16 protein-coding genes are annotated in these 21,886 nt (G+C 68.4%); 8 read left to right on the top strand and 8 right to left on the bottom strand.

The window, feature by feature from the left end; genetic code table 11:
• The first annotated feature begins 6 nt into the window (after window positions 1–6).
• Window positions 7–477 (top strand): PH domain-containing protein, encoded by a 471-nt coding sequence (locus tag GQ464_RS14490; protein ID WP_166976963.1) that lies wholly within the window; start codon window positions 7–9, stop codon window positions 475–477.
• Entirely contained in the window at window positions 467–2,083 is a 1,617-nt protein-coding gene (locus GQ464_RS14485; RefSeq protein ID WP_166976965.1) for a PH domain-containing protein, read from the top strand. Before GQ464_RS14490 ends, GQ464_RS14485 begins: the two co-directional genes overlap by 11 nt.
• Here the strand turns inward: GQ464_RS14485 and GQ464_RS14480 are convergent.
• Window positions 2,005–2,787, bottom strand: coding sequence for a hypothetical protein (locus GQ464_RS14480; RefSeq protein WP_166976967.1), 783 nt, complete (start codon window positions 2,785–2,787; stop codon window positions 2,005–2,007). The genes GQ464_RS14485 and GQ464_RS14480 overlap by 79 nt on opposite strands.
• A 249-nt stretch (window positions 2,788–3,036) precedes the next feature.
• Between GQ464_RS14480 and malQ the strand changes: the two genes are divergently transcribed.
• The 4 genes from malQ (at window position 3,037) to GQ464_RS14460 (ending at window position 7,475) form a co-directional block, all read left to right on the top strand.
• A complete protein-coding gene (gene malQ, locus GQ464_RS14475; RefSeq protein WP_166976968.1) occupies window positions 3,037–4,596 on the top strand; it encodes a 4-alpha-glucanotransferase in 1,560 nt (519 codons plus the stop codon).
• A gap of 9 nt (window positions 4,597–4,605) precedes the next feature.
• Window positions 4,606–5,694 carry a mechanosensitive ion channel family protein gene (locus GQ464_RS14470; protein WP_166976970.1) on the top strand — a complete coding sequence of 363 codons (1,089 nt, stop codon included), beginning with the start codon at window positions 4,606–4,608 and terminating at the stop codon, window positions 5,692–5,694.
• Between the two features lie 106 nt (window positions 5,695–5,800).
• On the top strand, window positions 5,801–6,598 hold the full coding sequence (locus GQ464_RS14465; RefSeq protein ID WP_166976972.1) for an alpha/beta hydrolase: 798 nt from the start codon (window positions 5,801–5,803) through the stop codon (window positions 6,596–6,598).
• Window positions 6,599–6,683: 85 nt separating this feature from the next.
• Complete coding sequence (locus tag GQ464_RS14460) at window positions 6,684–7,475, top strand: CPBP family intramembrane glutamic endopeptidase (protein ID WP_166976974.1); 792 nt, start codon at window positions 6,684–6,686, stop codon at window positions 7,473–7,475.
• A 4-nt stretch (window positions 7,476–7,479) separates the two neighbouring features.
• Here the strand turns inward: GQ464_RS14460 and GQ464_RS14455 are convergent, their stop codons facing one another.
• The 7 genes from GQ464_RS14455 to GQ464_RS14425 form a co-directional block, all read right to left on the bottom strand.
• Window positions 7,480–9,675, bottom strand: coding sequence for an HAD-IIB family hydrolase (locus GQ464_RS14455; protein ID WP_166976983.1), 2,196 nt, complete (start codon window positions 9,673–9,675; stop codon window positions 7,480–7,482).
• Window positions 9,676–9,811: 136 nt separating this feature from the next.
• On the bottom strand, window positions 9,812–12,181 hold the full coding sequence (locus GQ464_RS14450; RefSeq protein ID WP_228350321.1) for a choice-of-anchor B family protein: 2,370 nt from the start codon (window positions 12,179–12,181) through the stop codon (window positions 9,812–9,814).
• A 56-nt stretch (window positions 12,182–12,237) separates the two neighbouring features.
• A complete protein-coding gene (locus tag GQ464_RS14445) occupies window positions 12,238–12,987 on the bottom strand; it encodes a 3-keto-disaccharide hydrolase (protein ID WP_166974082.1) in 750 nt (249 codons plus the stop codon).
• Window positions 12,988–13,220: 233 nt separating this feature from the next.
• Window positions 13,221–14,138, bottom strand: a complete 918-nt coding sequence (locus GQ464_RS14440; RefSeq protein ID WP_166974085.1) for a PorV/PorQ family protein — start codon at window positions 14,136–14,138, stop codon at window positions 13,221–13,223.
• Window positions 14,138–15,163: a PorV/PorQ family protein gene (locus GQ464_RS14435; RefSeq protein ID WP_228350320.1), complete on the bottom strand. Its 1,026-nt coding sequence runs from the start codon at window positions 15,161–15,163 to the stop codon at window positions 14,138–14,140. The genes GQ464_RS14440 and GQ464_RS14435 overlap by 1 nt, the downstream gene beginning before the upstream one ends.
• Before the next feature lie 61 nt (window positions 15,164–15,224).
• The gene (locus GQ464_RS14430) at window positions 15,225–16,805 is read right to left on the bottom strand and encodes a WD40/YVTN/BNR-like repeat-containing protein (protein ID WP_228350319.1); all 1,581 of its coding nucleotides are present in this window, start codon (window positions 16,803–16,805) and stop codon (window positions 15,225–15,227) included.
• A 41-nt stretch (window positions 16,806–16,846) separates the two neighbouring features.
• Complete coding sequence (locus GQ464_RS14425) at window positions 16,847–17,668, bottom strand: hypothetical protein (RefSeq protein WP_166974091.1); 822 nt, start codon at window positions 17,666–17,668, stop codon at window positions 16,847–16,849.
• 274 nt (window positions 17,669–17,942) lie between these two features.
• On the opposite strand from GQ464_RS14425, the gene GQ464_RS14420 reads away from it, so the two are divergent.
• Together GQ464_RS14420 and GQ464_RS14415 are read left to right on the top strand one after the other, a co-directional pair.
• Window positions 17,943–19,118 (top strand): Gfo/Idh/MocA family protein, encoded by a 1,176-nt coding sequence (locus tag GQ464_RS14420; protein ID WP_166974094.1) that lies wholly within the window; start codon window positions 17,943–17,945, stop codon window positions 19,116–19,118.
• 429 nt (window positions 19,119–19,547) lie between these two features.
• A complete protein-coding gene (locus tag GQ464_RS14415; protein WP_166974097.1) occupies window positions 19,548–21,830 on the top strand; it encodes a PAS domain-containing hybrid sensor histidine kinase/response regulator in 2,283 nt (760 codons plus the stop codon).
• Window positions 21,831–21,886: the final 56 nt, after the last annotated feature.

Raw genomic sequence — 21,886 nt, 5'->3', positions numbered from 1 at the left:
CACGCGATGCACCCTCTCGACCGAGCCGTTTTGAACGTCTGGCGCCTCAAGCTGGGAATGGTGGCCGGGGTTGCCACACTCGGCACGCTGGCCTATGAGGTGCTCAACCTGTTCGACGGAGACCTTCCCCTGCCCTTCGGCCTCACGACCGCCCTGGTGCTTGCGGCCGGGCTGGCGTTGTGCCTGATCGTGCCCCCGCTGCGCTACCGTTTCTGGCGCTACGCGCTCCGCCCGGAGGAGCTCTACCTCGAGCGTGGCCTCTTCAACCGGGTCCGCACCATCGTGCCCCTGCGCCGCATCCAGCACCTGGACGTCTCTCAGGACGTCATCGAGCGTGAATTCGGCCTCGGAAGGCTCGTCGTGCACACGGCGGGCGCCCGCAGCAGTGAAATCGTGCTGCCCGGGCTGCGGTACGAGGAAGCCGAAAAGCTGCGCGACGCCATGAAACGCTATATCCTGGAGGAAGATGTCGTCTGACGTGCCGCCGGTCCCCGTGTTGTCCCGGAGTGACGGGCAGGGGTCTTCGCCCGTGGATCCGGCCTCCTACCGGGAAGCCCGGCGGCTGCACCCGCTCACGCTCGTGCAGCGTCTGGTCGTGAGCCTGCCGGCCCTTTTCTTCCTGTTGCTGCCGTTCCTTCGCCACCCGGACCGGGATGCCTGGATCAACCTGGTCATTGCCATCATCTACGGCGTGATCGCCCTGCCCTGGATCGTCCTCTACTACCACCGTTTTCGGTATCGCATCACCCCCCGCGAGTTGATCATCGAGAGCGGGGTGCTCACACGCAAGCACCGCAACATCCCGATCGAGCGCATCCAGAGCATCGAGATCGAGCAGCGGCTGCTGGCCCGGTTGCTGGGCCTGGCCAAGGTGAAGGTACAGACGGCCGGCAGCGCAGCCACCGAGGGCGTCCTCGAATACGTGTCGGTGCCCGAGGCCCACGCCATCCGGCGGATCGTCCGGGTCTACCAGCAACACCGCACGGACGCACCGGAGGCGGCCGCCGGTCCACCGGCCACGACGCCGGAGACGGGCGAGGCCACGCCGGAGACGACAGGGCTTAGCCTGTCGCTGCGCCGGGTGTTGCTCTCGGGCGCCTTCCGGTTTTCCCTGCTCTACATCGCCGTCGCTTTCTCCCTGCTCCAGTACTTCGACCCGGATCCGGAGGCCATTGCGCTCTGGCTCTCGCGGGGGGCGCTCCGGCCGCTGATAACCCGCGCCGCCGACGCGCCCTGGCTGACGGCCTTCCTGTTTGCCCTCCTGGCTGCGCTCCTGTCCTGGCTCACCGGCATCGCCGTCAACCTGGGCAAGTACTACGGCTTCCGGCTCTGGTACGAGCCGGGCAAACTGCACAAGCGGCACGGCCTGCTGACCGTCTCGGAGAACACCATCCCTTTTCGCAAGGTTCAGGCCCTCATCCTGCGTACCAACCCGCTGATGCAGCGCTTCGGATGGTGGGAGTTGAAGCTGCAAACGATGGGATTCGACCCGCGGGAGCAGGGCTATCAGGTGGCCGCTCCCTTCGCACGTCTCGACGAGATCGAGGCGGTGGCCCGGCCCATGCTGCCCTTTCACCTGCCCGAGACGTTTCGTTCCGTCTCGCCGCTGCATGCCCGCCGCGTCTTCGTGCGCTGGACCCTGGCGCTGCTGCTGCTCTCAGCCGGCACGGCCCTCTTCTGGACGCCGGCCTGGTGGAGCCTGACGGCCCTGCCGCTCGTCGGTCTCTATGCCTGGCTGGCCTTCCGGCGCCACGGGTACGTCTTCACGGGCGAACGGCTCTTCGTCCGGCGCGGCGTCCTCCGGCACCACGTCTGGGTCCTGCCCGTCGAGAAGTTTCAAGTCTTTTATCTGACGGCCTCGCTGTTCCAGCGACGGCTGGGGCTGTGCTCCGTCTATGTGGACACGGCCGGGGTCGCTGGCTTCGCCGCCCCCGTGATCCACGACCTGCCGGCCGGTGAGGCCGAAGCGCTGCTGGAGACCCTCTACGCCCGGTTCCAGGCACACTACGCCGGGGCGGAACCGCCGGGGGCGGAGGCCGGCGTCGAGGCCATCCGCTCGCGGAGTGAGCAGAGCCCCAGGTAAAGCACGATGGGGACGGTCTGGCGCAGGGCCGGCCCCTGCAGGTCGAGCGCCGTCCAGCCGATGGAGATCGTCCAGGCGGCAGGACCGATCCAGCCTACCCACCACGGGAAGCGCCCGGCGATGAGCTGGAAGAGTTGCCGGGCGAGCCGGGCCCCGATGATCCGGGCGATGGTGCCAAAGATGATCCGCTTGATAAGCCCTTCGACGACGATCGTGTTGAAGGCCTGAATGAGCAGCGGCAGGGCAAAGACCCCCGCCGAGCGTTTGAGGAACGCGGCCGCCTTCTCCCGCTCGACGCCCAGTTCTTCGAGCAGGCGTTGTTGCTCCCCGGGGGAGAGGCCGGCAAACTGCTGCGTGACATACTGCGATACGACCGCCTCGACCTGTTCGCGGGCCGTACCGGGACGCGGCGGGTCCACCTTGAGTGCCTTCGCCACGTCCCGCACGACGTGCTGGAACGGAGCACCCGGCTCCCGGCCCGTCGCATAACGGGCCCAGTAGAGCAGTTCGGAACTTCCGAGGTAGCGGATCTCCCGCTCGAGCTGCCGGTTCAGGGCGGCACGCGTCGCCGGCGTGTCGTGCGCCTCCACCTCGGCCAGCAGGCGACGCAGCCTGCCCGCGTCGGTCAGGTTCACGTTGCTGTCGATAAGGCCGATCAGATACGCACAGTCGGCCGGCGTCAGGATCGCGAGCAGGTCTTGCATAGGGCAGTCGTAAGACGGTCGGTGGGCTTGCGGGCCTGTTGTTACGCCCCGGACGGCAGCGGGTTACGCAACCGCGGGCAGGTAACCGACCCCGTTATCACGTTTAAATCTTGGCGAATAGCGCCGAAAAACGGGACGATCCCCGGAGGAAACCTCTCATCACAGCCCGGGTCGGGCTAAATTTCCTTATCCTTGCACCTCCACGGCTAATTTTCCACGGGCCGTTACGGCCTATTGATCGTTTCTTACATGCAACTGACACGTTCCAGCGGTCTGCTGCTTCACATCACTTCCCTGCCGGGCCCCTACGGCATCGGCGACTTCGGCCCCGCCGCCTATCAGTTCGCGGACTTTCTCGTACAGACCGGCCAGCGGATCTGGCAGGTGTTGCCGCTCGTCCCGGTGGGCTATGGTTTCTCGCCCTACGCGGGCCTGTCCACGTTTGCCCTCAACCCGCTGCTCATCAGCCCGGAACGGCTACGCGAACAGGGCCTGTTGAACACGGACGACCTCACCGGCCTGCCCGCCTTTCCTGCCGGCCGGGTGGACTTCGACCGCGTCATCCCGGTCAAGACGGCCCTGCTGCGCCGGGCCTTCGGCCGCTTCGAGGCCGGGGCCGGCCTCCTCGACCCCGCCCACTTCGAGGCCTTCTGTGCCCGGCACGCCGCCTGGCTCGACGACTTCGCCCTGTTCATGACCCTGAAGGAGGTCCACGGAGAACAGGTGTGGACGGCCTGGGATCCCGCGCTGGCCCATCGCCGGCCCGAGGCCCTGGCCCGGGCCCGGCAGGCCTACGCCACCGAGATCCGCATGCACCGGTTCTGGCAGTTCCTCGCCCACGAACAATGGCAGGCCCTCAAAGCCTACTGCAACGAACGCGGCATCCGCATCATGGGCGACCTGCCCATCTACGTCGCCCACGACAGCGCCGACGTGTGGGCCAACCCCCACCTGTTCGCCCTCGACGCCCACGGCAACCCCACCGTCGTGGCCGGGGTTCCGCCGGACTACTTCAGCAAAACCGGGCAACGCTGGGGCAACCCCCTTTACCGGTGGGACGTCATGGCCGAAAACGGCTATGCCTGGTGGACCCGGCGCATGCATAAGATCCTCTCGGAAGTCGACCTCGTCCGGCTCGACCACTTCCGGGGCTTCGAAGCCTACTGGGAGGTTCCGGCCTCCGAGGAAACCGCCGTCAACGGGCGATGGGTGAAAGGGCCGGGGGCCGACCTGTTCGAAACGCTCCGGCACGAACTGGGCGAGCTGCCCGTCGTGGCCGAAAACCTGGGCGTCATCACCGACGAGGTCACGGCCCTGATGGACCGCTTCGGGTTTCCCGGCATGGCCATCCTCCAGTTTGGCTTCGACGGCGATGCCGATGCCGACTTCCTCCCGCACAACTACCGGCACCACCTCGTCGCCTACACCGGCACCCACGACAACGACACGGTCGTCGGGTGGTGGCACGAAACGAAAAGCACCCAGGACGCCGCCGCCGTCGAGCGGGCCCACCGCTACTGCCGCCTTTACCTCGACCTCGACGCCCGCCGCGAGCGCGAGATCCACTGGGCCTTCATCCGCGCCCTCTTCGCCTCGGTGGCCGGCTTCGCCATCGTCCCGCTGCAGGACGTGCTCGGCCTCGGCTCCGAGGCCCGCATGAACACGCCGGGCCAGGAACAGGGCAACTGGACCTGGCGCTTCACGCCGGAGCAGCTCACCCGCCCCATCGCAGACCGCCTCCGGCTTCTGACCGAACTCTACGGCCGCTCCGTGAATAAAACCCCTGTCCTCGACGAAGTCGCCGCATAGCAGGGCCCGATGAAACCCTCCTTTTCGTTCCACTCCACGGTCGTCCTGCCGCAGCAGGCGGCACCGGACACCGGTCAGGTCGCGCCCGACACGCTGGCCGCCGACACGTCGGCCGTCGACACCGTCGGCGCGATCAGTACCCTCAGCCGGGAGGTCGGGGAGACCGGCCGGCTGCTGATCGAGGGCAAATGGGAACTGGTGCTCAACCGCCTCTACGACGGCCTGGGCGGGCTGGCGGTAGCCTTCATCCCGAAGCTGCTCAGCGCCCTCTTCGTCTTCATCTTTTTCTACATCCTCTACCGCATCTTCGGCTCGATCCTGCACCGGATGCTCGAGCGCAGCCGGAAGGTGGAACCCGGCCTGCAGAGCCTGCTCCTCAAGTCCTACCGCGTCGTCGCCCTCTCGTTCATCACGCTGATGGTGCTGGCCAACTTCGACATCAACATCACCGCGCTGCTGGCCGGCTTCAGCATCGTCGGCATCGCCGTCGGCTTCGCCGCCAAGGACACCCTGGAAAATTTCATCTCGGGCGTGACGATCCTGCTGGACCGCCCCTTCCGCGTCGGCGATCGCATTGTCATCGAAGGCATCTATGGCACGGTCGAGGAGATCACCCTGCGCTCGACGCGTGTGCGCACGCTCAACAACGAGATCCTGGTCATGCCCAACATCCAGATGATCAACCAGAAGCTGATCAACCACACGATGCTGGGCATCCTGCGCGTCGAGATTCCCTTCGGCATCGCCTACAAGGAGTATCCGGAGGAGGCCCGCAAGGTGGTCCTCCGGCTGACCGAGGGGGACGACCGGCTCCACCCGAACTACCCGCCGGAATGCGTCGTCACGGGCCTCGGCGATTCCAGCGTCGACATGTCGCTCCGGCTCTACCTGAAAAATCCCCTCCAGGAAATGCAGATCAAGTATGAATACGTGGAGAAGGTGCGCGAGGCCCTCCGGGCAGCCGACATCGAGATCCCCTTCCCGCACCGCCAGCTTTTCCTGGACGAAGCCAAGGGACTACGCGAGTTCCCGCTCTTCAACCGGAACGGGGAGCCGGCTTCCCGCCCCGTGCCCCCGGACGCATCCGACGGCGACTGAGTCCCGCTGCTGTTACCTTACGCCGTCGGACACCGGCTTTTCAGCATAAAGACCCCGCGCCCGGCCGGATGCGCGGTGATGCTCTCTCGTGCGACCCCGCTTCCTCATGCTCCTGACCCTGCTCGGCGGCTACGCGCTCCTGGTGCTCGTCGTCTTCACGTTCCAGCACCGCCTCCTTTTCCTGCCCTCTCCGGACCTCGGGCCGACGCCGGCGGCGCACGGGCTTGCCTACGAAGACGTGACGCTCGAAACCGAGGACGGCGAACGACTCCACGGCTGGTGGATCCCGGCCGAGCACCCGCGGGCCACCCTGCTTCTCTTCCACGGCAACGCCGGCAACATCTCGGGCCGGCTGCCGCTCATCTCGGTCTGGCACGGCCTGGGCCTGAACGTCTTCGTGTTCGACTACCGGGGGTACGGGCGAAGCACGGGGACGCCCTCCGAGGAAGGGCTCTACCGGGACGCCGCCGCCGCATGGCACTACCTGACGGCCACACGCGGCCTGGCGCCGGAAGAGGTGCTGCTGCTGGGCCGATCGCTCGGCGGCGGGCCGGCCACCTGGCTCGCCGAACGCGCCGGGCCGGGGGCGCTCATCCTGGAATCCACCTTCACGTCGGTGCCGGACGTGGCGGCCCGGCACTACCCCTTCCTGCCGGTACGCTGGCTGGCCCGCCACCGGTTCGACAACCTGGACCGGATACGCCGCATCCGGGTGCCGGTGCTCGTCATCCACAGCCCGGAAGACGAGATCGTACCGTACGCCCACGGACGTGCCCTCTTCGACGCGGCCGCCGGCCCCAAGACGTTTCTCGAGATTGCCGGGCGGCACAACGACGGCTTCGCCGTCTCGGCCCCACGCTACACCGAAGGCGTGCGGGCCTTCCTGGCCTCGCTGGACCGCTGACACCCGCCCCGGACATGCGGTCGGATCTTTTCCCCGCCCGCCGTATCATGGGGTCGTCCCGCCAGAGCAAACCCGTACGCACGGCATGAAAGCGAGGCTCCGGAGCGAGTGGCAGCGGCTGGTGAACGCGGCCAGGACCGTCGACCGGCAGACGGCGTTCGTGCTGGCGGCGGCGGCCCTGTTCGTCATCCTGCAGATGCAGTTCGGCAGCCGCCGGCTGTTCCGGTCGGAACTGGCGCCGCTCTTCCCCGAAGCCTGGCGTGAGTTGCTGGCCTGGGGCTGGTGGTTCGCCGCGCAGGGCGTCTTCGGGTTCGTCCTTCCCGTGCTCTGCCTGCGGGTGCTCTTCCGGCGCCGCCCGCACGAGATCGGCCTCGGCGCGGGCGACGTCCGCCTGGCGCTCACGCTCGCCCTGCTCTACCTGCCCCTCGTCCTGCTCGGCACGTGGGTGCTCTCGGACGGCGCGGCCTTCCAGGCGAAGTACCCGCACTACCAGCCCGCCGCCCTGGACTGGCGTGTCTTCTTCGTCTACGAGGCCCTTTTCCTTTTCTACTGGATCGGCTGGGAATACCTCTGGCGCGGTTTCGTCCTCTTCGGCACCGCCCACACGCTGGGCTACTACGCCATCTTCGTGCAGGCGATGCCTTTTGCCATCCTCCACTACAACAAGCCTCTCCCGGAGGCGTTGCTCTCCATCCTGGGCGGGGTGGTCCTCGGCGCGCTCGTCTGGCGGTGCCGCTCGTTCTGGATCGCCGTGCCCATCCACGCCTTCCAGATGCTCGCGCTGGACTTCTGGTGCACGCTGCGCATCCGCACCGGGGTCTCCGGCGTCGCGCCCGGCGCCCTGATCGAGCTGCTGGGCGCCTGGCTCGGGCGCTGACCCCTCACGCCCCGGCAGCCTGGTGAACCGGGTAGCGGATCTCGCCGAAGAAGTCGTAGTGGTCGATCCCTTCGAGAATGCCGCGGGCGTGGTGCGCCGTCGCGAAGTAGATCCGGGGATCGTCGCGGAGGTGTTCCAGCTCCGGGCTGTGGTTACCCACCACCACGGCCAGTGTGTTGCCGCGGAGCATCTCCTCGTCGTTGCCCGAGTCGCCGGCCACGAGGAACCGCTCGATCGGCACGCCCCAGCGCATCGCGACGTAGCGAATGGCCCGGCCTTTCGAGGCGCGGATCGGGATGACGTCGAGAAACTGGCCGTGTGAGTAGATCAGGTTGGCCGAGAGACCCTGCTGGCGCAGCAGGCTCCGCAACGCTTCGATGGAGGGCGCCGCTTCTTCGTCGACGAAGTAGCTCAGCTTGAAGGGGCGCTGCGCCTCACCGGGTTGCAGGGTGAGCCCCGGCACGCCCGCCAGCGCCTCCTGCAGGGCCTCCCGTTCCCAGCGATAGCTGATGTGCTTGGCCCAGTTGCGGTCGTGCGGCCAGTCGACGGCGTCCGAGACCCGGTACGGGCCGTAGTAGATCTCCGTCCCGACCGAGGTGATCATCACGTCGGGCAGTGGGACCTCATACCGGCGCAGGACCGAGACGGCCCCTTCGACGGTCCGGCCGGTGGCTACCCCGAAGCCGACCGTCCCCTGGGCCGCCGCCAGCCGCTCGACGAGGAGCCGGAGTCCCTCGTCATCGCCGGTCATGGTGTTGTCGATGTCACTGACGAGCATCCGGTCGATCCGGGGAAGGCGGCTCTTGAAGAAGACGGGAGAGGGCCGGTATTCGTCTTCCTGCATCATCGCCCGGACGGCTTCCAGATAGGTGCGGACGTGCGCCTTCCAGGAATAGCGCTCGCGTGCGCGCCGGATGCCGCGCCGCGACCAGGTCTCCCACCGTTCGGGGTCGTCGAGCACTTCCTCGATGGCACGGCCCATGGCGTCGGCATCCTGCGGGTCCACCAGCAGGCCGTTCTCACAGTAGTCGACGATCTCCGGCGGCCCGCCGTTGTGGGCGGCCACGAGCGGCAGCCCCGAGGCCGCGGCCTCGATCAGGGTCAGCCCGAAGAGTTCGTGGATGGTCGGCAGGACGAACACGCCGCGGCTGTGGGCCGCCAGCCGGTAGAGGTCCGGGATGTCTTCGGGGGTGTGGTGTTTGGGAAAGGCCACGTGGCCATAGAGGTCGTGCGCGTCGATGAGCAGCAGCAGCTCGTTCAGCACACGGCGCGGGCGGCGATCCATCTCGCGGATGTCGTCGCGGTTGCCGGCGATGAGGACCAGGTTGGCCCGATCGCGGAGACGAGGATGCCGGCCGAAGGCTTCGACCAGCGTGGCCAGGTTCTTCCGCTCGTCCGGGCGGGCGATGGCCAGCACGAGGGGGCGATCCGGTTCGCGGAGAAAGCGCGCCAGTTCGGCCCGGATGGGGGGCGGTTCCATGCCCGGCGCCGGGGGCTTGAACCGCTCCAGATCGGTGCCGGGCGGTATGACCAGCTTCCGATCGGGATGGAAATGGTCGTAACGGGCGTACTGTTCTTCGATCTCGTGCCGGGTGCTGGCAATGACCCGGGCCGCCGCATCGAGCGCCTCCTCCTCGGCCTCGATGCGTGTGCTGATGTGATAATACGACTCGAGCCGTTTCTCACTCACACCGCGCTCGCGCAGGTACGCCCGTTTCACCCGCCCCAGGGAATGCCCGGTGAAGACAAAGGGCACCCCCAGCAGCCCGGCCAGCCGGGACCCGACGTAGCCACCGTCGGCGTAATGCCCGTGCACGACGAGTGGAAGCCGTCCCACCCGGCGAATGTGCAGCAGCGCTTCGTCCACGAAGCTGTCCAGATAGCGCCAGAGCACTTCTTTCCGAAAATAGCGCCGGGGGCCGCAGGGAATCCGGACGATGTAGGCGCCGGGGGCGATCTGTTCTTCCGGCACCGCGTAATCCGGGCTCACCTTCGGGTCTTCGATGCGCCGGGTGAGCAGATCCACCCGTCCGATGGCCGGGTCGGCCGCCAGCGCCCGGGCCAGTTCGAGCACGTATTTGACCTGCCCGCCGGTGTCGGCGTCGCGCCCCAGCTCGGGATCCCGCCCGCGGATCAGCCCGTGCACGCTGACAAGGACCAGGTAGTGCCCGCCGGATGAAGTGGATGAAGAGGTACGAATATCCCGTTGCGTCGTATCCGATAACACCGTCTTGCGGATCGTGGTGGTACCATTGCGAACGTTCTATACGACGCGCGCCGTCAAACGTTCAACGCCGCAGAGCACGGCCGCCCGGAACCACCTCCTTGCCACGCGCTCAAAGGTCCACGTCGCTTCGCTTCAGGATGAAGACGCCTTCGCGCCCGCTCGTGACCACGATGATGCCGCTTTTGAAGAAGGGGTAGTTGCTCCAGGAACCGCCGCCGGTGGTGGGTGCATCCTCGCCGTAGGGCACCGTGTCGAAGTAGCCGACCTCGACGGGCCGCTCGGGGTTGGTGATGTCCAGGATGCGCAGGCCGGCGACGTAGTTCGACTGGTACATCAGGTTGCCCCGGATGTACAGGTTGTGGTCGATGGCACGGTTGGTCGCGATGTATTCGCCCACGAGTTGCGGGTCGTCCAGATCGGAGACGTCCCAGATGAGCGTGCGCGTGCCCGCGACGAGCCCCTGCGCCTCGTCGCCCTCGTCGTTGACGTAGAAGTAGTGCTGGTCCTCGGTCAGCCAGCCCTGGTGCGTATAGGCCACCCGGGGATACGTGGCGCGGGCGATGGCCTTCGGGTTGGCCTTGTCCGTCACGTCGGCGATGGAGAGGGCCGTCTCGTTCGCCCCGAAGCAGATCTCCTTGCCGCGATGCTCGGCATCCGGCCCCCGGTAGACGACGCACTGCGCGTCGTGCGTGTACCCGGTGCCCTGCCGGCCCGTGCCCGTGTGGCTGAAGCAGCCGGCGAACTGCGGGTTCTTCGGCTCGCGGAGGTCGATCATGTGCAGGCCGCCGCCGCACGTCTCGCCGCCCATACTCGCTCCCACAATGAAACCGAAGCCCGTCTCCTCGTTGATGACGATGTTGTGCGCGCTGTTGATGCGGTCGTAGTGGGCGTCCTCGGTGAAGGTGACGGGCGGGTTCTCGACGCGGCGGAGGCGGGTCAGGTCGAAGACCTGCATGCCGTGCGGCCCGGCGCCGTCGGCCACGATGAAGGCGTGGTTCCGGTAGACCTTGATGTCCCGCCACACGCTGCCGTTGGCGCCTTCGTGCAGGGGCAGTGTGCCGAGCAGGACGGGCCGGTAGGGATCGGTGACGTCGATGAACGAAGTGGCATCGGTGAGGCCGACGAGGGCATACTCGCGGCCCGTCTCGGGGTCGGTCCAGCCCCAGAGGTCGTTGGTGCGGACGCCGCGCCCGCCGCCGATGTCCTGAACGGGCAGGAACGAGAGCAGATCGACGTGTTGGCAGTCGAAGGCGGCGGCCCGGCCTTCCTCGCACGTCACCCTGCCGCCGGTGACGGCCTCGAAGTTGCGGAGGCGGTGAACGAGACGCGCCCGGGCGGTCCACGTGCCGTCCACCCGTTCGAGGACCTGCACGGCGCCGGCCCCGTAGTCCGCACCGGTGACGCCGATCAGCGCGCGGCCGCCCTGTGCGGCGAGGGCGGCACCGTAGGCCGCCCCGCGGAGCAGCCCGCCTTCCTGCACCTTCTCCACCCCGGCCCAGCCCGTGCCGTCCGCCCCGTGTATGAAGCGGTAGACGGCGCCCCGGAAGCCGCCGGCCCGGGGCGCACCGACCCAGAGCGCCTGCCCGTCATAGGCCAGCGCGGTGCCGAAACGACCGGGATCGGCATCGAAGGGTACGACCCGCCCGGACAACCGCCACGTACCGGCCCCGGCGTCCCACGTGAAGGCGAAGACGGTGCCCAGGCCACCTCCGAAGCCGGGCGCGGCCACAAAGGCCCGGGCGCCGGCGAGCACGATGCGCACGCCGAAGCTACTGCCCGCCTCGAGGGTTCCGGCCTCGAGCCGACCGGTCTCGGTCCACGTGCCGTCTTCCGCCCGGCGGAAGGCATAGACGGCACCGGCTCCCCCGTCGTGCCCGGGCGCACCGGCCAGCGCCACCGTGCCGTCGAAGGCCAGGCCGGTGCCGAAGCGAGCATCGGCTTCCAGACCGGCCGGGGCGAGGCGGGCGGTGCGGGTCCAGCGTCCCGCGGCATCGCGTTCGAAGACGTGCACCACGCCGGTGCTGTCCTCCTCGGTCGCCGCCACGAGCGCCACGTCGCCGGCGAGCGCCACCGACGTGCCGAAGCGGCCACCGGGAGCCCCGGCCCCCAGCCGAGCCGTTTCCACCCAGTGCCCATCGCGGCTGCGCTCGAACACATACGCCGCCCCGGTCTGCCCGTCGCGCAGGTTGGCACCCACGAGCAGCCGCGCGCCGCGACCGCCACCAGACGCATCGAGCGCCAGCGCCCGCCCGAAGCCGTCGGCCGCGTCGCCGGCGTCGGAGGGTTGCAGCACCGCGGCCTCCTCCCATGCGCCACCGGCATCGGGACGGAAAACATACACCCGTCCCGGCCACGCTTCGTTGCGCGTCTCCCCGGCGAAGACCTCGCCGTCCCCGAGGGCCAGCGTCCCGCCGAACTGCTGTGCCAGGGACGGCACCGTCAACAAGCACACCAGAACCAGCGGTACGAGCCGTCTCATGGCAAGCCTCCGGACCTTTTCCCGCCGACCGATGCGGTGCCCCCCGTCAGGCAGCGTCAGAGCCGCCGGATGCGGATGTTGCGGAACCAGACGCGGTCCCCGTGATCCTGCAGGGCGATGTGGCCCCGGCGGGCCTGGCCGAAGCCTTCCATGTCCCTGAACTTGCTTGCGGCTACGAGGCTGTCCCACGCGGGCGTCCAGAGCCGGGTCTCCACCACCTTCTTGCCGTTGAGCCAGTGCTCCAGGTGGCCGTCGTGCAGGACGATCCGCACGTGGTTCCACGCACCGGCGGGCTTCGAGGCGTCTTCGCTGCCGGCGATCAGATCGTAGAGATCACCTGCCCGGTGCTTCTCGATCTGCGCATCTGCGTGTGCCGCGTTGTCGAGGATCTGCATCTCGGGACCGGTCTGCCAGGGATAGTCGTACTCCTCCGACTCGACCACGAGGTACATGATGCCGCTGTTGCCGCCCTCCGCGACCTTCCATTCCAGCTCCAGCTCGAAATCCTCGAACTGCTCCTTCGTGATGATGTCCCCGCCTTCGCCGCTGCCGGGAACGAAGGCAAGCGTACCGTCCTCGATTTGCCAGGCATCCGGGAGATAATCTTTGCGGTAACCGCGCCAGTGATCCGTACTCGTACCGTCGAAGAGGGCGATCCACGCGGTGTCGGCGGTGGCGTGCGCGGCATGCTCACCGGTGGTGTCGGCAGCGCCGTGCGCGGTATGCTCACCGGCGGTCTCGGGCGCTTCTCCGTCCCCGCATCCAACCAGGACGACGGCGACGAACGCAAACAACAGGGTTTTCATGGGAATCAGGGCTCAGGTTTCCGGTTCTCTTCGCTGGCCCCCCTGCAACCATGCCGCAGGGCGTGCAGGGTTGCGGAGGGCGTCCCACCGGCCGGGGCCCCGGTCGTCCCGTCTCGCACGGCGTCCCCTGCGGGCGATGCGCGCCATACGACGGGGCAGGCCGCCTGCCCGGCGACGGCGGAACCGGCTGGGAAGGTACGACGCAGACCGCCTTCATGCCACCCCCGGCGCTTCTACCAGCCGTAGGAGAGCGTCAGGATGTGCCCGGCGGTGCCGAAACCCTCTTCGAAAGGAAGCAGGGTGTAATCGACGACGAAGGCCCCGTATTCCAGCCCGCCGCCGAAGGAGAAATCCCGCAGTGCGTCGTTCGTGATATAGCCGGCACGGACGGTGACGAGTTCCATCACCTCGGCGGCCATGCCCAGGTGATACTGGGTGCGTTTGCCGGCGAAGTTGTGGGAGAGTTCGAAGACGAGAAAGGTGTTGAGGATGGGGGCATCGTCGAGGCGGGCGAGCACGCGAAAGGGGAAGAAGGCCACCCCGGCGCGCAGCAGGCGCGGCAACTCGCTGCGCCCGGCATCCGGCCGGCTCATCTTGCCCAGGTTCTGATAGGCCGCGCCGACGCGGAGGGTACGGCCCGGCAGATCGGCCTGCACGCCGAAGTCGAACGCGATGCCGTCGGCCTGCCGGGTCGTGAGCCGCTCGGAGAGGAACTTGACCGTGGCCCCGGCGCGCACCGGCCCGAAGGCCCGCCCGTAGGAAGCCCCGGCACTGATGAACTGGGCGTCGAAGAGGCCGTCGGACGCCCCGGCGTCCTGAAAGGCGGCCCGGTCGCCGCTGCCGGTGGCCGTCACGAACAGGCCCAGCCCGCCCGCTGCGCCGGCCTGAAGGCGGGCCGCCAGCCCGTACGTCTGCACGTCGCCGGCCCAGCGGTGGAGGGTCAGGGCCGCCATGTTTTTCGGCGCGACCGCCAGCCCGGCCGGATTCCAGTACGTCGAGAAGGCATCGCGGCTATGGGCCACCCCGGCATCGCCCAGGGCCTGGGACGCCGCGTTCGCCCCGATGCGCAGGAAGAAAAGTCCCCCTTCCTGCGCCCGGAGCGGCAGGGCGAGCGCCAGCGCCAGCGTTGCCAGGGAGAAGAGGTGCTTCATCAGAAAAAGACGCGCAGCGTCAGCAGGTGCAGGGTGCCCTCGGCGAAGGGTTCGAGCCCCACCGTGTATTCGGCACGGGCCACGAGCTCACCCACCGGCTGTTCGACCATGAAGCCGGCCGTCGGGCGGGCCCCCTCCAGCGCACCGGTTCCCAGGCGTTCCACCCCGCCGCGCACGGCGAAGGCCGGCGCCGGCCGGTACTCCCCGCCGAAACGGAGCCGGTTCTCGTGGATGTCCAGCCGCTCGCGCTCCGTCACCGCCCGGGGGATGCCGTCGGAGAGCTCCACGCGCGGCGTGCGTCGCTCCATCGAGGTGATGCGGCTCTCATATTCGGCCAGGAGCGTCATGCGCCCGTCGAGGAGGCGGTAGGCCCCGCCCAGGCGGAGGCGCAGGGGGAAGCGGTCCGAGGTCGTGCCGCCCTGGCTGCCCAGCGCGCTCGACGTGTTGAACGAATAGCGGGCCAGCAGGTCGTCCACCACGAAGCCCAGGTGGAGCGCCTCGCTCACCTGCACCGTCAGGCCGAGGTCGAGGCCGATGCTGTTGACCGGCTGGAGCCCGTCGAACAGGTCGGTACGAAAGAATTGCAGGCCGGCGCCGGCGGTGATCCGCTCCGTCACCCGCAGGCCGAACGCCATGAAGAGGGCGAACTCGTCGACCGACAGGGTTCCGGTGTGGAAGCCGCTGCCGTCGCGCCCGTCGATGTTCGATACGCCGGCATGGATCAGCCCGAGGGCGATGCCCGCCCGCGGCCGCAGCGGGGCGGCAAACTGCACGTGCTGGAGCTCGCGGTCGAAGCGCAGCAGGGCGGCGGAAAGCTCGATGTTCTGGCGTGCCGTGAAGGGGGCGAGGGCCGGGTTATAGTAGGGGCTGGCCTCCCCGAAGCCGTCGGCCACGAGGGCATTGCCCAGGGCGACGCCGCGCGCGCCGAAACCGATGCGGGCAAACGCCCCCGCCGCCTGCCCGTAGACCGTTCCGCCCGGAGCAAGCCCCATCACGAGCACGAGGAAAATGCAAAAACACCGCATGCGATAAGCGTTAAGCGTTGGCACGTTCTGCGTTGAGGTCCCGGAGGCGCCCCCGCGCCGTTCAGTGGATCACCAGGATCTTGCCCCGGCGCGTCCGGCCGTCGGCCTCGACGGCGTAGAAATAGACGCCGTTGGCCACCCGGAGGCCGTCGCGATCGGTGCCGTCCCAGCGGATCTCCTGCGCGCCGGCGGTCGTCGCTTCTTTTCGGAGTTCCCGGACGAGGTTCATCTCGAAGTCGAAGATGCGCAGGTGGGCGTCGGCGGGGCGGTCCACGTCGTACCGGATGCGGACGAAACGGTCGGCCGGAGGGGAGAACGGGTTCGGGTAGGCGAACGTCTCGACACGGGGCACGCGGGCCGTGGGGGTCGGCGGGTCGAGCGGCACCTCGACGCGGAAGACGGACCAGGTGTTGCCGCCGTCGGTGCTCTTGAGCAGGCCGTCGTCGGTGCCCACCCAGAGGGCTTCCGGGGTGGTGGCCACCGAGAGCACGTCCGCGCCGGGCCGGATCAGCCGGTCGGGGTTGCTGTGGTCGCGGAAGTCGACGACACTGTGCCAGGTGGTGCCGCCGTCTTCGGAGATGAAAAGGCCGCTCGTCCGCCCGGCCACATAGACGGTGTCGCCGCGGAAGGCGAAGTCGATGGCCTGCACGCCGATGAGTTTCTGCTCGAAGGTCTGGCCGCCGTCGCGGGTGACGGCCACACCGAAGGCCTGGTTCTCCCCGCCCTCGCCCGCGTTCCAGGTCGCCATCCAGACGGGGTTTCGCCCCGCCAGGGGTTGTTCTTCGATGGAGACGACCCAGCTGCCGGGCAGGGTGTTCTTCGTGCCGTCGGCGCCGAAGCGGCGCCAGCTCACCCCGCCGTCGGTCGAGCGGTTGACGCCCCGCGGCGTGCCGGCCCAGACGGTGCCCGTCTCGTCGACGAGCACGGCGAAACCCATGTGGTTGAGGTGCCCTTCCGCCCCGCGCTGGGGCGCTACGAAGAAGTCGTACGTGCTGTCCGGGTGGATGGCGTCGAGGTCGTCGGGCGGCAGGACGACGCGCTGCCAGGTACGGCCGCCGTCGTCGGAGCGGCGGAGGCCGCTGGCCCATCCGGCCACCCACACCACGTCGCGCACCGGGTCGTAGTCGATGTCGAAGGGCGGGCTCTGCTGGGGCACGACGACGGCCAGCGCCCGCAGCGTCGAGACGCCGTAGACGACGGCCGTGTCGACCGGGCTGTCGAGCTGGGCAAAGCGGTAGGTGAAGGAGCGCCCGCCGTCGGTGGAGACGAGGAAGCCGCCGGCCGACTGCACGGTCTCGCCCGACGTGTTGTCGTTGAAGCCAAGCCCCACCCAGATCACGGAGCCCTCGATATCCAGGGAAAAGACGCGGTTGCGCGTGCCGAAGAGCGAGTCCGCCGGGGCGTCGAGCCAGGTCTGGCCGCCGTCGAACGTGTAGTTGAGAAAAGGACCGACCCAGAGCGTGTCCCCCGCGGCGTGCAGGTTGGAGATGCTGTTGCTGAGGATGGTGGGGATCATCTCGGCCACGCGGGCCGCCTCGGTGGCCTGCCCCCGGGCCTCCGGACCGGCCGCTCCCACGAGCAGCGCCGCCACAACGGCCCACCGGCCCGGCGCCGAATGCCCTGCGGCACGCAGGCAACGCATCAAAGCACGAAAGAGTCGCTGCATGGCCTCCCGTAACACGGTTACTCGACGGTGATGGTGCGCTCGACCGGCTCGCTTTCGAGCCCGGCCCGGTCGACGGCGCGGAACCGGAAGGTGGTCTGGCCGGGCGCATTGTCGCTGGTGAGCTGGACGGTGATGGTGAACCGCCCGTCGCCGGCCACGGCGTCGCCGCTCGATGCGCCGGGGTTACAGGCCCCGTCGCCTCCGTCGTCGCACAGCCGGAACACGGCGCCGCCGGGCACCACCTGCATCTCCACCCGTGCGATGTTCTCCAGCCCGTCCGGGTCCGAGACGACGGCGACGATCGGGATCGCCAGCGGGTTCTCTCCCGGTGCGGGCCGCGTCACCCGCTCCGGCATCTCGACGTCCTCGATGACCGGAGGGCGGCCGGCGGCCTCGAAGACGAGCTCGCCCCGGGCCTGGTTGCTGAACTGCCCGGCCGCATCGACGGCAAAGACGAGCACCGTATAGACCCCCACCTCACCCCGCGAAAACTCCAGAACGGGACCGGCCACATACCGCCCATCCCCGGCCGCCGTCATCTCTCCCTGCGCCACCACCTCCGTGCTCGAAAGCGGCGGCCGCACCAGGAAACGCACCGTCTCCAGGTCGCCGTCCTCGTCACGGGCCGTCACGCCAAGCTCCAGCGGAACCCGCACCAGATCCCCCTCGATCTGTCCGGGCGGAAGCTCTTCGAGCACGATGCGCTGCGGCGAGAAAGAAAAGCCACTCAGCAACGGGGGCCGGGTGTCGGCCGGCGGCCCCGGCACCGAATCACACCCCGCAAGGAGTAACCCGAACAGGCAGGCACCCGCCGCGATCCGGACGGAAAAATCACGCATACGTACGAACGGAAAAACCCGGCAACGTACCGGCTAGCTTCCGCCGGACGACACCACCGGTGAGATCAAACCAGAAACGTTCGTAGCAAGGTACGTCGATCGCGTGTCCGTTTGAAAGAAGTTTCTCGAAAACCCGAATCGCAGCGAAAAGCGGGGCGTGAACGACGGTGCGGAAAACATTGATCCCGGCGGTACCAATTTTTGCCGTATTGCGTCTTTCCCGCCGGTGTCGTTTCCTGGCCCGACACGCACGGTACAACAGAACCCGGGCATCATGCGCATCTTCAACACAGGCCTGATCGGATACGGTGGGTTTGGCCGGTTCCTGCATCATGCCTGGCGGGAACTCGACAACGTACGCATCGTGGCCGTCGCGGACGCGGCCGCGCCCGGCTCACCGGAGGGTCCGGTGCCGGTCTACACCGACTGGCGACACCTCCTCGACCGGCCGGAGATCGACGTGCTGGCCGTCGCCACGCCCCCGGACACGCACGCGCCCATCGCGGAAGCCTGCATGCGCGCGGGCAAACACGTCCTCATCGAAAAGCCGCTTGCCCTCACGCCCTCCGAGGCCCGGGCGCTCATCCGGGTTCGCGACGAGACGGGCGTCGTCGCCGCCGTCGACTACGTCATGCGGTTCAACCCGCTGGTGCAGGCGTTCCGTCGCCTCACCCGGCAGGGCGCCTTCGGCCGGCTCCGCCGGGTAGCCGTCGAGAACTACGCCCAGGACGAGCAGTTGCCGCCGTCGCACTGGTTCTGGAACGTCGCGCGTTCCGGCGGCATCCTGGTCGAGCACGGCGTCCACTTCATCGACCTGGTTCATTTCCTCCATCCGGCTCCCCTCCTGGCCGTGCAGGGCCTCAAGCACGACCGCCGCCCCGGACAGGAGGACCAGGTGCTGGCCGGGATGCTCTACGAAGGCGGGCTCTTCGCCACCCATTACCATGCCTTCGCTCGCCCCGGCTTCTTCGAGACGACCCGTATCCGGCTCGCCTACGACCTGGCCGACGTGGTGCTGCAGGGCTGGATCCCGCTCCAGGGCGAGGTCCGCGCCCTCGTAAACACCCGGACGAAGCCGGCCCTGCTGGCCGAACTGCCCTTCGACACCCTCGACACGGTGCCGGTGGAGGCGATGACCGATGCCTCCCGGCCTGCCGGATGGGGTCCTTCCGAAGCCGCCGGCCCCGCCGACCGGCACCGGATTCGCTCCGGCGGGATCGCCTACCTGGTGCATGAACACGTAACCGGCACCTTCCGGCTCGGGCGTTCGAAGCAGGACGTGTACGCCGGCTGCGTACGGGCTTCGCTGCAAGACGTGCTCCACAAGATCACCGACCCGTCCCATGAACTCACCGCTCCCCTGGAAGCCGGCCTGGCGAGCCTCGACGCCGCGCGCGCGACGGCGGCCGCACGAGGGCAGGCTGCCGGGACGCAGGAGCCATCCTTTTAAACCGGGCTCGATGCGCCCGTTCCCTCAAGCCGGAAAGCCGCCGGCAACCCCGCGCCGGGGAGCATTTTGGACACCCGTACGATAAACTATTTCCTATCAGGTCGTATTTTTGACATAGCAGGTGTGCGCCCATTGAAACAAACGCCCGCGAGGATCCCTGACCCTGCAGAAAACTCGCCTCGAGCCCCCGGTCTATCCCGAGCGTCGCGACGGTTCGAAACACCCTGGCCGGTGTAACCGGGTTTGCATTGCAAGCCGGGAACATGAGGGTTGCGGCAAGGTCGTCCGATGCCCCGTATACCCGCGTGGCAAAAAGATCTGTCCTCGACCCACGTGCCATAATCGACCCGGAAGATTGGGAAGTTGAAGATCCAATCAGAAATCTGAAGCCCGCAACCCCTTCGCGCATACCTCCTGTCCCCCGGCGTAATGTTCACAACACGGTCCCACAGACTGCCCGGCCTGCCCCGCCAGATCATCGCCACGGCCGCCCTGCTGGCGGTGATCGTCGGCTCGTTGCTGGCCGTCACCTTTGTGAGCCTGCGGGCGATCGATGCCACGCGGGCCTATGTGGCTGGCAACAGCCTGTGGTCGAAGGCGCAGAAATCCGCCGTGCTGCATCTGGCCCGCTACGCGGCCTCCGGCGACGAGGCGGCCTACGCGGCCTATGAGCAGGCCCTCACCATCCCGCTGGCCGACCGCAGGGCCCGGCTGGCCCTGGAAGCCTCCCCGCCCGACCTCGTGGCCGCCCGGGAAGGATTTCTGGACGGCGCCAACCACCCGGACGACGTGGACGACCTGATCTGGCTCTTCCGCTATTTCCGCCGGAGCGAACCCTTCGACCGGGCCGTCACAATCTGGGCGGATGCGGATCGGATGATCGCGCAATTGCAGGCCCGGGCCCGAGCCCTCCGCGCCGAGATTCGCTCCGGTGCACCGGACACGGCGCGCGTACGGGCCATCCTGGACGAGGTCGTCCGGATCGACACCCGGCTCACGGAGCTGGAGAACGCTTTTTCCGGCGCGCTCGGCGAGGGCACCCGCTGGCTGATGGGTCAGATACGGCTGTTTCTCCTGTTCACGGGCCTGGCCCTGATCGCCGGCGGAACCGCCCTGAGCACCGTCATGCTGCGGCGCATCCGGCAATCGCAGGAGGCACTGCGCGTGAGCGAAGAGCGGTGGCGGCGCCTGGTCGAGAGCAACCCGGAACCGATCCTCGTCAGCGAAGACGGGGTGATCGTGTACTGCAACCGGGCCGCCGTCCGGCTGCTCGGCGCCGCCTCCGTGGACGACGTCCTCGGACGGCGCATCTTCGACTTCCTGCCCCCTGCGCTGCACGAGAGGACCCGGCATCACCTGACTCGCCTGCACCGGGATGAGACGCCCCCGCCGCTCGAACACCCGGTTCGCCGCCTCGACGGCACGGAACGATACGCTGAGACGTATTCGACGCCGATCCTCCACGAAGGACGCCGTGCGGTGCAGACCGTCGTGCGCGACATCACCGAGCGCCGGGAAACCGAACTGGCCCTCCGCCGGGCCAAGGAAGAGGCCGAAATGCTGAGCCGGCTCAAAACGACCTTCCTGGCCAACATGAGCCACGAGATCCGCACCCCGCTGACCAGTATCCTCGGGTTCGCCGAAGTGCTGGCCGACGAGTTTCCCCGGGTCGAAGCGAAGTACATCGCCTTCATCCGCAAAAGCGGGCAGCGACTGCTCGAGACGCTCAACTCGGTCCTCGACCTGTCCATGCTCGAATCAGGCAGCCTCAAAGTCAACCGCGAACGGCTCGACCTGGCCGAACAGGTCGCCGAAGACACGGCCCTGATGGAGCCGCTGGCCCGGGAAAAAGGGCTCCGGCTCACCCTGCACACGCCGCCCGAGGAGGTCTTCATCGAAGCGGATCGGGGCGCCCTGACCCGGATCGTGAACAACCTCGTGGGAAACGCGATCAAGTTCACCGAACACGGAACGGTGACCGTCACCGTGCGGGTCGCCGGTGCATCGGCCGAACTGGAGGTCCGCGATACCGGTCCCGGCATCGGCCCGGCCTTCCTGCCGCACCTGTTCGACGAATTCAAGCAGGAAAGCACGGGCATGGCCCGCCGGCACGAAGGCGCCGGCCTGGGGCTGGCCATCACCCGGCACCTGGTGGAACTGCTGGACGGCCGCATCGACGTGACGAGCGAGCCGGGCCGGGGCACCGTCTTCACGGTCTCCTTCCCGCTCGCACCGCAGACCGCTCCCCCGCCGGAAACGACGCCTTCCCCCGACGCCACCGGCGACCTGCCCCGCATCCGGGTGCTGCTGATCGAAGACAACGACAGCATCCGCCAGCTCATCTCCCGGATGCTGGCACGCCACGGCGACGTGGACGGGGCCCGGAACGAACGGGAAGCCCTCGAACGGGCCGGCCGCCACCGCTACGACGCCGTCCTGCTGGACGTCTCCCTGAGTACCCACTGGGACGGCGTGGACGTGCTGAAGGCGCTCCGGAAGCTGCCGGGCTACGCCGGCACGCCGATCATCGCCGTCACCGCCCACACCCTCCCCGGCGACCGGCAACGCCTCCTGGACGCCGGCTTCGACGACTACCTGGGCAAACCCTTCACGCAACAACAGTTGCTCCAGACCCTGCACCAGACGCTCGCACGCCGGCGACCCACCCCGCCGGGCTCCGCGACCGGCCAGCAGGACCCCTCCGGGGGCTGAACCCACCCGGCAACCACAAAGTGCGGCAGGCCCCTGCGTACCGGCACACGCCCGGC

This window comes from Rhodocaloribacter litoris, from assembly GCF_011682235.2.
Lineage (GTDB): Bacteria > Bacteroidota > Rhodothermia > Rhodothermales > ISCAR-4553 > Rhodocaloribacter > Rhodocaloribacter litoris.
This window is presented reverse-complemented; position numbering and strand designations above follow the sequence as displayed.